The sequence below is a fragment of the Hydrogenophaga sp. FW305-3-2-15-A-LB1 genome (assembly GCF_058787875.1).
In genome coordinates, this window is sequence record NZ_JBYTAE010000088.1 from 17122 (window position 1) to 27688 (window position 10567).

Here is a 10567-nt window from a genome sequence, read left to right on the forward strand (position 1 = left end):
GTTACCTCCGGTGGATCCACTTGTTGAGCATCTGCGCCACGCGCGGCGTCCACGGTGGGGGCTCGCCGCCGTCGGGCGGCGCGCTGCCATCGATCCACGGCAGCAGGCCGCGCACCATCTGGCCGACCGCCTGCACGTAGGGGTCGTTGCGCGCGGATCGCGCCAGCAGCTGGCCCTGGCACGAGGCCGCCAGCAGGGCGCTGGCGCGCGCCGGCAGCACGTGGCTCAAGGGCAGGCCGAGCTGGTGGGCGATGTCCAGCGCGGGCAGGTTCACGAACGGCTCGAACTTGTTGACCACCAGCGAGAGCCGCTGCATGTTGACGTCATGTTCCCGCAGCTCGCGCAACAGCGCGGCGGTGGAGACGATGCCGCCGATGCTCTGGTCGCAGACCACCCAGACCTGGTCGGCGTTGCGCGCGACCTGGGCCACGAAGTCGATCGACGAGAAGCCGCCGAGGTCGGCGATCTGCACGTCGAAGAAATCGGTCAGGCGCTGGACCAGCGAGACCGACTCGGCGTGCGAGATCTCGCGGATCTGCGCCAGGCTGGCCGGCAGGGGCAGCACCGCCGCGCCGCTGGCGTGTTGCACCAGCGCGGTCTGCAGCAGGGTCGGGTCCAGGCGGTGCAGGTTGTGCACGCCGTCCACGAAGCTGAACTCGCTCTTGAGCCCGAGGTAGAGCAGGGCGTCGCGCGCGGGCAGCCCCAGGTCGAGCAGGGCCACGCCCTGGCGGTGGACCACGCGCCCGGGCACGCGGGCCAGGGCGGCCGCGCGCTGCTCCTGCAGCATCGCGGCGAGGTTGCAGGCCAGCGTGCTGACGCCCAGGCCGACGCGCGCGCCGAGCAGGGCGATGCTGCGGCCCTTGACCTGCGGCGAGCGCTGGCCCTGGCGCCGCGCCATCAAGTCCTGCAGCACCGCCAGCACCTCGGTGGTCGGGCCGTCGAGGTCGAGGAAGTCGTCCACGCCCGCGCGCAGGGCGGCGAGCGTGGTGTTGGTTTCGTTCGCGTGGCCGGTGCCGATCAGCAGCAGCTCCGGCCAGTCGCGCCGCAGGGCAGTGGCCAGGCGCGTGCTGCGCAGGGCCTGGGCGCCCGAAAAGTCCAGGAACAGGGTGCGGGGCTGGGCCGTGGCGATGCGTTCGCCCAGCGCGGCTTCGTCGAGCGTGACCACCGTGACCTGGCCGAGGTGCCCCAAGGCCGCGTTCAGCCAGCCTGTGTGTTCGCCGTTGTCCGACGCGTACAGGTAGACGTTGCGGCTCTGGACCGTGGTGTGCAGGGGGGTGGGCATGGTGCTCATGGCGGGTGGCCGGGCGTCACCGGGAAAAACCGGGCAGGGCGTCGTCGGCGCCGTTGCCCACGAGGAAACCGCGCCAGAAGGCGGGGTCGCGCTGCTCGGTGCGACCGGGCAGGGCCGCATCCACCTGGGTGCCTTGGGCGAGCGGCTTGACGAGGTGGGGCGTGACCACGATCACCAGCTCGCGTTCGTTCTGCTGGTAGTCCTGGCGCTTGAACATCGTGCCCAGCACCGGCAGGTCGCCGAGCATGGGCACCTTGTCCACGCTGGAGGTGGTGGTGCGGCTGACCAGGCCGCCGATCACGAAGCTTTCGCCGTCGCCGAGTTCGACCGTGGTGTCGGCGCGGCGCGTGGTGATCGCGGGCACGGCGACACCGCTGAGCGTGACGGCGTTGGTGTAGTCGAGGTCGCTGGCCTCGGGCGCCACCTTGAGCACGATGCGCTGGTTGGACAGCACGGTGGGCGAGACGGTCAGTCCGATGCCGAAGGGCTTGTATTCGATGCTGGTGGTGCCCAGGCCTTGCGCCACGGGCACCGGAATCTCGCCCCCGGCGAGGAAGTTCGCGCTCTGGCCCGAGAGCGCGACCAGCGTGGGTTCGGCCAGCACGCGGGCCAGGCCGTTGCCTTCGAGCAGGCCCAGGTTCACGCCGATGTTGGCCTTGCCGAAGCTCAGCAGCAGGCCGAAGGCCTGCGCGAGAGGCGAGGTTATCTCGCCTTTGATCACACCGTCGCGCTCGAACCCGAAGGACTGGAGCGAGCTGGGCGAGAACACGCCGAAGCTGAAGCCGTGCTTGTTCGGTGCGGTGCTGAAGATGTTCAGCCCGGCCTGTTTGAGCACGCGCTTGTTGAATTCCACGATCTTGACTTCGACCTGCACGGTCTGGCTTTTCACGCTCAGGGTGGAGCGGTCGGCCAGCGGTGCCTTGTCGGGCTGCTGCGCCAGGGCCGCCTCGCGCGCCTGCTGGTGCTCGGCGGCCGTCGGGAAGGCGCCTTGCAGCACCGCGCCGTCGCGCTGCACGTGCAGGGTGTAGGTGGTGGCGGCGTCGCTGCCACGCTCCCACACCAGCAGCGAGGTGCTGCCCGGGGCCTTGCCGGTGATGATGAGGCGCGCGCCCGGTGCACCCGATGCCGCGCGCGCCTTGCGCGTGACCATGACCGAGGCGACCTGCTCGTTGGCGATGGCGATGCGGTCCACACCCTTGTCGATCACCAGTTCCTGCTGCGTGCCCGCGGTCAGCCGCAGGAGCCGGTCGGTGCTCGCGCTGGCCGATGCGTCGCTCGCCGGTTGCGCGAACAGGCCACCCGAGGTGGCGGTGATCAACAGGCCGGCCAGCAGCGCCAGGCGGGGCCAGCGCGACGGCCGGGGAAGGGAGCGGGGTGTGGGCTTGAACATCATGCGGAGCACCTGGTGGGTTGACGCGCGTGGTCTCAATAGCGCACGGTGTCGCGGCGGTCGCCGCGGATGATCTCGACCTCATGGCCCGTGGGGGCCGCGGTCGCCAGCACCGCGCGGGGCGCGGCGCCCGGCTGTGCCGGCCGGCGGGTGCCCGCCGCGCCGCCACCGGCCGCGAGGTCCTGCGTGGTCAGGCCGGCGAGCGCGCGGTCCATGCCGGTGAGCGCGCCGCCGCTGCGGCGGGCCGGCTGCAAGGCGGTCTGCAGCTCGGCGAACAGGGTGGGATCGGGTTCGGCGGTGTCGTTCGGGTGGCGCAGCGCCAGCAGCAGGCGGCCGTTGGCCTCGCCCAATGCGAGCCGGTTCACGTCTTCCACCGGCACGGCGAGCACGGCGGTGCGCGCGGGTTGCTGGTTGCCTGCCTGGGGTTTCTGGTTGCCGCGGCCCTCGCCGCTGGTGGGCATGCCGTCCACCGAGGCCGTGCCGAAGGCCAGCACGCGCTTGCGCGCCAGCAGCAGGCGCGACTGGCTGCGGTCCACGTCCCGGCCGTCGGCCTTGAGGGCGAAGAACACATCGACGAAATCGCCCGGGCGCACGCTGTTGGCCACGCCCATGACCTCGTCGGCCTTCACGGCCACGGCGCGCTCGCCGGGCTCCAGGCGCAGGGCCAGGCCGGACACCAGCTGGTTCTCGAGCAGCGGGGCGCCGGTGCCCAGGTCGAACACCGGCACGCGGCCGACGGCCTCGGCCACCGTCATGAAGGCGCCAGCCGGGTTGATGGGAAGTTGCGCCACGCGCAGCGCGCCGGCTTCGATGGCCTGGCCCGCCGGCAGCGGTTTGGTGGCCACCACCACCGGGAAAGTGGCCTCGGCCGGCGCGAGCTGCGCAACCGGCTGCGGGGCGGCCACCGGCGGGGGTGGTTTGCGGCTGAGCATCCACGCATAGCCGATCAGCAGGAGCGCCAGCAACACCAGGACGCCAGCGATGATTTGGGTGAATCGGATCATGGTGTCGGGCCTTTGAAGGGATGGGTCGGTGTCCGCGGCGCTTCAGCCGCCAGCGCGCCAGGCCATGAAGGCGATGGTCGAGACGGCGAGATACGCCGCCAGGGGGATCGGACGTGCGCGCGACCCGGTGCCACGCGGCCGGCCCGAGAGCGCCAGCGCCAGACGCGGCGCCAAGGGCCAGCGCTGCAGCGCGAGCCAGAGCAGGCCGTGCAGCCCGGCCAGCAGGCTGGCGGCGACCCAGATGGGCAGCAGCGGCTGCAGACCCACCCACAGGCCCAGGGCGCCCGCGAACTTGACGTCGCCCGCACCCATGAGTCCGAAGGCATAGAAACAGAGCAGGCCGCCGAACGCGGTGGCACCGCCCAGCAGGGCCTGCGGCCAGGTCAGGCCGAAGGGCTGCAGGTCCAGGGCCAGGGCGGCCAGCGCCAGTGCGATGCCCGCCAGCACCAGCCCGTTGCGCACCCGGCGCTCGAGGCCATCGTGAACGATGGCGATCAGCAGCCAGAGCAGCAGGACCAGTTTCATGGCGGGCAACCTCGGCCAGGGGGTGAGGTCAGGGGGTGGCCGCGCCGGTGGTGGCCACCGTTTTCACGTGCGCAAAGATGGCGTTCAGCGTGCCCTTGACGCCGGCGTCGCTGTTGAAAACGGCGAGCAGGATGACCGCCATCAGGCCGGCGATGATGCCGTATTCGATTGCGGTGGCGCCTTCTTCGTCGCGCAGGAAACGGGTGATAGCTGCTTTCATGATGAACTCCTGTAGGGAAAACTGGATTGAGAACTTTGGATCGACTATCAATTGATCGGTCTTGCCGATCGGCTGGAAATGAGGCCCTTGGTTTTCATCACCGAGCGGTTAATCGGTGAGGGCAGATGGGTGGTTTCGATAATTCAACCTCCTTGCATGAAAGCCAATCCGATGCGACACCGGAAAGGCAATCCAACATTCCCTACACGCTTTGGGTTGTTGGCCCGAGAGCGCGCTGTGGTGCTGCGTTTCCGCGGTGTTCAGCCCGTTGAGGTGATTTCCAGACGGATTCGCTTCGATCTGGCAATCGTATCGACGGGGCGATTGGATAATGAAGGGAAGTTAGGGGTTTGCACCGCCTATTAATTCGGTTTGATGCAATTGCCGTGAGGTATTGCGCAGGCAATGCAAAGTAATTGGGTCTTGTATTTTGACCAAATGGTCTTGTTTTTAAACAGGAGTGGGGCGCGGCGTGTCCCGGCATGCAAAGATTTGCATGGGGACGGGCATTCGATTGCATCGATGGGCGAAATGGCTGGCAACCCGGGATGCCGATCCGCAGCCGCCCATGCCCGGCCTCGGCGGTACTTCGGGTAAGTCCGGGGTGTCGGGGGCGCGGTGGATGGTCTTAGAATTACGCGTAATTACAGATAATTTTGCAAACGACCGATGCTCAACTCCCTGCATGACGAAGTGGCCACGAAGCTGCGCGAGCGCATCTTCGCGGGGGTGCTCGCCCCGGGCAGCTTCGTCGACGAACCTGCGCTGTGCGCGGAACTGGCCATCTCGCGCACGCCGCTGCGCGAAGCCCTGAAGGTGCTGACCGCCGAAGGCCTGGTGCGGCACGAACCCCGGCGCGGCTGTTTCGTGAGCGAGGTCACCGAGCGCGATCTCGACGAGATCTTTCCCGTCATCGCGCTGCTCGAAGGGCGTTGCGCCTTCGAGGCCGCGAACAACGCGAGCGATGCCGACCTCGCGGCCCTGGAGCAACTGCACGACCGGCTCAACCGCAGCGCCCGGGCCCGGCTCATCAACGAGTACTACGATGCCAACTTCAAGATCCACGAGGCCATCATCACGCTGGCGAACAACCGCTGGCTGGCCCAGGTGATCGGCGACCTGCGCAAGATCGTCAAGCTCGCGCGCCTGCAGCAGCTGCACGCGCCGGGGCGGCTGGACCAGAGCCTGTCCGAGCACATGGCGGTGTTCGCCGCGCTCAAGGCGCGCGACGCCGAGGGCGCCGAAGCCGCCATGCGCACCCACCTCACGCGACAGCGCGTGGCCTTGCGGGAACTGGCCCGCAATCAGACATCGAGGCTTTCGGCATGACCCCACCCGACTGGTTGGCGCAAGGCGTCTCCCTTCTGCGCCCGACGGCGAAAGCCGCTGGCCCACGCTCGACCCAGGAGCGGCTCGATGCCACCTTGCGGCACGACGAAGAGGCCATGTCGCCGCGCATGCTGCGCCAGTCCCTCCGGGACCTGCAGGCCATCGTGGACCCGTTGGTGAGCGAGGTCGAGGGCGGGCGCCGCGCGCAGGCCATGATGGACTGGTACGCCAGCGCTTCGCCGCCGCACCGGCGCGACCTCTGGCTGCTCATGAGCGAGCGCTTCGTGGCCGACCCCCAGCGCGTCAAGAAGGCGCAGGCCCAGTTCGCCGCCGCCGTGGGCACGCCCGACGAGGCCGCGGCCGAGGTGCTCTACCGGCGCGCCACCGTCTCGCCCCGGCGCCGCCTGCTGCAGCGCTTCAGCGCCAACCCCGAGGGCGTGCGCTTCCTGGTGGACATGCGCGCCGAGCTGCAGCCGCAGTTGCGCAGCGACAAGCGCCTGTTCGCGCTGGACGTGGAGATGGAGTACATGTTCTCCACCTGGTTCGACGTGGGCTTTCTCGACCTGCGCCGCATCACCTGGGACTCGCCGGCCTCGCTGGTGGAAAAGCTCATCAAGTACGAGGCGGTGCACGACATCCGCAGCTGGGCCGACGTGAAGAACCGGCTCGACAGCGACCGCCGCTGCTACGGCTTCTTCCACCCGCGCCTGCCCGAGGAGCCGCTGATCTTCGTCGAGGTGGCGCTGATGAACGAGATCGCCGCCAGCATCACGCCGTTGCTCGACGAGGCGGCCGCGCCGGCCGACCTGGGCAAGGCCACCACCGCCATCTTCTATTCGATCAGCAACACGCAGACCGGCCTCAAGGGCGTGAGCTTCGGGGACTCGCTCATCAAGCGCGTGGTCGAGACGCTCAAGCAGGAATTCCCCCGCCTCAAGACCTTCGCCACCCTCTCGCCCATTCCGGCCCTGCGCGGTTGGCTCACGAAGAACGCCCCGGCCGAGATGCTCAAGGCCTGGGAGCGTGTGGACGAGCTGGCCGAAAACGCGCCCGAGCGCCGCGCGCTCATGGGCTGGGCCGCGCGTTACCTGGGCGACGAGTTGAACGAGGGCAAGCCGCTGGACCCGGTGGCGCGCTTCCACCTGGGCAACGGCGCGCGGGTCGAGCGCCTGAACTGGGCCGCCGATCCGTCGGCCAAGGGGCTGAAACAGTCCTACGGCCTGATGGTGAACTACCTCTACGATCTCAAGCGACTGGACAAGCACCGCGCCTCGCTCGCGCAGGGAAAGATCCCGATAGCCGCGGCCATCAAGGACCTCTATCTTTGAAGCCGCCATTTCAACCACAAGGAGACAACAGCATGACCGAGAGCCTGAATCGACGAGACATCCTGCGCGCGGCCGTGGCCGGCGCCACCCTCTATGCCACGGCGGGCCATGCCCAGTCGACCTGGCCCACCAAGCCGGTGACCCTGATCGTGCCGTTCCCGGCAGGGGGTGGCACCGATGCGTTTGCCCGGCCCATGGCCGCGCAGTTCGCGCGGCTCTCGGGCAAGAGCCTGGTGATCGACAACCGGGGCGGTGCGGGCGGCACGCTGGGCGCCAGCATCGCGGCCAAGGCCGCGCCCGACGGCTACACCCTCTTCATGGGCGCGGTGCACCACGCCATCGCGCCCAGCATGTACCCCAAGCTCGACTACGACATCGACAAGGACCTGGTGCCGCTGATCCTGGTGGCCAGCGTGCCGCAGGTGGTGGTGGTCAACCCCAAGCGCGTGACCTCCGCCAACTTCAAGGAGTTCCTCGCCATGGCCAAGGCCAACCCGGGCAAGCTCAACTACGCCTCGGCCGGCAGCGGCACCTCGCACCACCTCGCGGGCGAACTCTTCAAGCAGCAGACCAAGACCTTCATCACCCACATTCCCTACCGCGGCGCGGGCCCGGCGCTCAACGACCTGATCGCCGGCCAGGTGGACGTGATGTTCGACGGCCTGGGCTCGTCGGCCGCGCACATCAAGGGCGGGCGCATCAAGGCACTGATGGTGTCGGGCAAGCAGCGCAGCCCGGCCTTGCCGGACGTGCCCTGCGCGGCCGAGATGGGCCTGCCGGACTACAACGTGACCACCTGGTACGGCGTGTGGGCGCCCAAGGGCACGCCGGCGGACGCGCAGAAAGGCGCGATCGATGAAATCCGCAAGGCCGTGAGCACGGATGAAGCGAAAGCGGTCTGGGCCAACCAGGGTGCGGAATTCGCCAACGTGAGTGGCCCGCAGTTCGATGCCTTCGTCAAGGGCGAAATCCAGAAGTGGGCGCAGGTGGTCAAGGCCTCGGGCGCCACGCTCGAATGAGCGGCCGGGTTCACCTGGCCATCGATCACGCGCTGGCGCGCGTGACGCTGTCCCACCCGGGCAAGTTCAACGCCATGTCGCGCGCGATGTGGCGCGAGCTGAAGTCGGTCTTCACCGAGCTGCAGGCGCGCACCGAGTTGCGCGGCGTGATCGTGGCGGGCGAGGGCGGGCACTTCTGCGCCGGTGGCGACATCGCCGAATACCCGGGCTTTCGCTTCGATGCCGACGCGCTGCGCGACTTCCACGAGAACGACGTGTGGGGCGGCCTGGGCGCCATGCTGGCCTGCGACCTGCCGCTGCTGGCGCAGATCGAGGGCAACTGCATGGGCGCGGGCGTGGAGATCGCCAGCTGCTGCGACATCCGCGTGGCCGGCGAGGGCGCGCGCTTCGGCGCGCCCATCGCCCGCCTGGGTTTTCCCATGGCCCCGCGCGAAGCCCAGCTGGTGGCGCGCGAGGCCGGCCTGGCGACCGCGCGCGAGATGCTGCTGGAAGCCGCCGTGCTCGATGCGCACGAGATGAAGGCGCGCGGTTTCCTGCAAGCGGTGCGGCCCGATGCCGAGCTGAGCGCCGAAGTGCAGGCCCGCGCGCAGCGCATCGCGCGCCTGGCGCCGCAGGCCGCGCGGCAGAACAAGCAGACCCTGCGCGCGCTCGGCGCGGGCCAGCCGGTGCAGGCCGTGGTCGAGCAGGCCTACCATTACGCCGCCCAGGCCGAACACCGCGAAGGCATCGCCGCCTTCCTGGCCAAGCGCCAACCCGTTTTCTGAATCCCTTTTCCTCCGTTGCGTTCCCACACCATGAACCACAACCTGTACGCCGCGTTGCGCGCGGCCTTTCCCGCCGATCTGGACAGCACCGCCGTGGAGACGGTGGGCGGCGCCCATGCCGGCCTGCGCTACTCCTGGCGCGACCTGGACCGCGCCAGCGCCATGATGGCCAACCTGCTCGATTCGATGAAGCTGCCCGAAGGCTCGCGCATCGCGGTGCAGGTGGAGAAGTCGGTCGAGGCCCTGGTGCTGTACCTCGCCACCTTGCGCGCGGGCCACGTGTTCCTGCCGCTCAACACGGCCTACCAGGCCGGTGAGATCGAGTACTTCATCGGCAACGCCGAACCCGCCGTGGTGGTCTGCAGCCCGGCCAACTTCGGCTGGGTCTCCAAGATCGCCTTCAAGGCCGGCACGCGCCACGTCTTCACGCTGGGCGACGACCGCACCGGCAGCCTGCTGGAGCGCGCCGCGCACCACAGCGCCGAGCACACCCCGGCGCACAGCCGCGCCGAAGACCTGGGCGTGATCATCTACACCAGCGGCACCACCGGTCGCAGCAAAGGGGCGATGCTCTCGCACGGCAACATGCTGAGCAACGCGCAAGTGCTGCGCGAATACTGGGGCTGGAAACCGGGCGACGTGCTGATCCACGCGCTGCCGATCTTCCACGTGCACGGCCTGTTCGTGGCCATCCACGGCGCGCTGATCAACGGCAGCCCGATGTTGTGGCTCAACAAGTTCGAGCCGCGCGCGGTGCTGGAACTGTTCCCGCGCGCCACGGTGTTCATGGGTGTGCCCACGCTGTACGTGCGCCTGCTCGCCGAACCGGGCCTCACGAAACAGCAGGTGGCCCACATGCGCCTGTTCATTTCGGGCTCCGCGCCCTTGCTGATCGAGACCTTCGAGGAGTGGAAGGCCCGCACGGGCCACACCATCCTGGAGCGTTACGGCATGAGCGAGACGGTGATGATCACCTCCAACCCCTATGCGGCGGACGCGCGCTTCGGTGGCGAGAGCGAGCGGCGCGGCGGCACCGTGGGCTTTCCCCTGCCGGGCAACGAGCTGCGGGTGGTGGACGAGGACACGAAGGCGGTGCCGGTGGGCGAGATCGGTGCGATCCAGGTGCGCGGGCCCAATGTGTTCAAGGGTTATTGGCGCATGCCGGAGAAGACGGCCGAGGAGTTCACCGCCGACGGCTTCTTCAAGACGGGCGATGTGGGGCGCATCGACGAGCGGGGCTATGTGAGCATCGTCGGGCGCAGCAAGGACCTGATCATTTCCGGGGGGTACAACGTCTACCCGGCCGAGATCGAGGGCTACATCAACGAGATGCCGGGCGTGGCCGAGAGCGCGGTGGTGGGGGTGCCACACCCGGACTTCGGCGAGGTGGGCGTGGCGGTGGTGATCACCAAGCCCGGGGCTTCGGTGAAGCCCGATGAGGTGGTGTCCGCGCTCAAGGCGCGGCTGGCCAACTTCAAGATTCCCAAGCGCTGTGTGGTGGTGGCGGAGTTGCCGCGCAACACCATGGGGAAGGTGCAGAAAAACCTGCTTCGGGATCAGTACAAGGGCTTGTTCGCCTGACTGTTTTCTCCGGCCACAGCGGTCCTCGGTGATCGGGGTGGCCGGCTCCGCTCATGTCCCCCGAACCGGCTTCGCCGGTTCTCCTCCTTTACTTCGCTGCGCCGGCCACCCCGATC

Annotated in this window: 10 protein-coding genes; 5 read left to right on the forward strand and 5 right to left on the reverse strand. The window is 68.8% G+C overall.

The genetic code is table 11. The features are described from left to right. Window position 1: 1 nt before the first annotated feature. From AC3WPZ_RS23015 to AC3WPZ_RS23035, 5 genes are read right to left on the reverse strand one after another with little or no spacing between them, the layout of a single operon-like run. A complete protein-coding gene (locus AC3WPZ_RS23015) occupies window positions 2–1291 on the reverse strand; it encodes a CpaE/TadZ family protein (protein WP_444686739.1) in 1290 nt (429 codons plus the stop codon). Between the two features lie 16 nt (window positions 1292–1307). After that, window positions 1308–2681 (reverse strand): type II and III secretion system protein family protein, encoded by a 1374-nt coding sequence (locus AC3WPZ_RS23020; RefSeq protein ID WP_444687485.1) that lies wholly within the window; start codon window positions 2679–2681, stop codon window positions 1308–1310. A 35-nt stretch (window positions 2682–2716) separates the two neighbouring features. Further along, entirely contained in the window at window positions 2717–3685 is a 969-nt protein-coding gene (gene cpaB / locus AC3WPZ_RS23025) for a Flp pilus assembly protein CpaB (RefSeq protein WP_444686738.1), read from the reverse strand. A 42-nt stretch (window positions 3686–3727) separates the two neighbouring features. Beyond that, complete coding sequence (locus AC3WPZ_RS23030) at window positions 3728–4210, reverse strand: A24 family peptidase (protein ID WP_382157296.1); 483 nt, start codon at window positions 4208–4210, stop codon at window positions 3728–3730. A gap of 28 nt (window positions 4211–4238) precedes the next feature. Continuing rightward, complete coding sequence (locus tag AC3WPZ_RS23035; protein ID WP_382157298.1) at window positions 4239–4430, reverse strand: Flp family type IVb pilin; 192 nt, start codon at window positions 4428–4430, stop codon at window positions 4239–4241. 669 nt (window positions 4431–5099) lie between these two features. On the opposite strand from AC3WPZ_RS23035, the gene AC3WPZ_RS23040 reads away from it, so the two are divergent. Genes AC3WPZ_RS23040 through AC3WPZ_RS23060 form a run of 5 tightly spaced genes read left to right on the forward strand, consistent with a single transcriptional unit; the run spans window position 5100 to window position 10451 of the window. Next, window positions 5100–5759 (forward strand): GntR family transcriptional regulator, encoded by a 660-nt coding sequence (locus AC3WPZ_RS23040; protein ID WP_382157300.1) that lies wholly within the window; start codon window positions 5100–5102, stop codon window positions 5757–5759. Next, entirely contained in the window at window positions 5756–7087 is a 1332-nt protein-coding gene (locus AC3WPZ_RS23045; RefSeq protein WP_444686737.1) for a malonyl-CoA decarboxylase domain-containing protein, read from the forward strand. The genes AC3WPZ_RS23040 and AC3WPZ_RS23045 overlap by 4 nt, the downstream gene beginning before the upstream one ends. A gap of 32 nt (window positions 7088–7119) precedes the next feature. Next, window positions 7120–8106, forward strand: coding sequence for a Bug family tripartite tricarboxylate transporter substrate binding protein (locus tag AC3WPZ_RS23050; protein ID WP_382157304.1), 987 nt, complete (start codon window positions 7120–7122; stop codon window positions 8104–8106). Beyond that, window positions 8103–8870 carry an enoyl-CoA hydratase/isomerase family protein gene (locus tag AC3WPZ_RS23055; RefSeq protein ID WP_382325250.1) on the forward strand — a complete coding sequence of 256 codons (768 nt, stop codon included), beginning with the start codon at window positions 8103–8105 and terminating at the stop codon, window positions 8868–8870. The genes AC3WPZ_RS23050 and AC3WPZ_RS23055 overlap by 4 nt, the downstream gene beginning before the upstream one ends. A 30-nt stretch (window positions 8871–8900) precedes the next feature. Then, window positions 8901–10451, forward strand: coding sequence for a malonate--CoA ligase (locus AC3WPZ_RS23060; protein WP_444686736.1), 1551 nt, complete (start codon window positions 8901–8903; stop codon window positions 10449–10451). Window positions 10452–10567 lie beyond the last annotated feature (116 nt).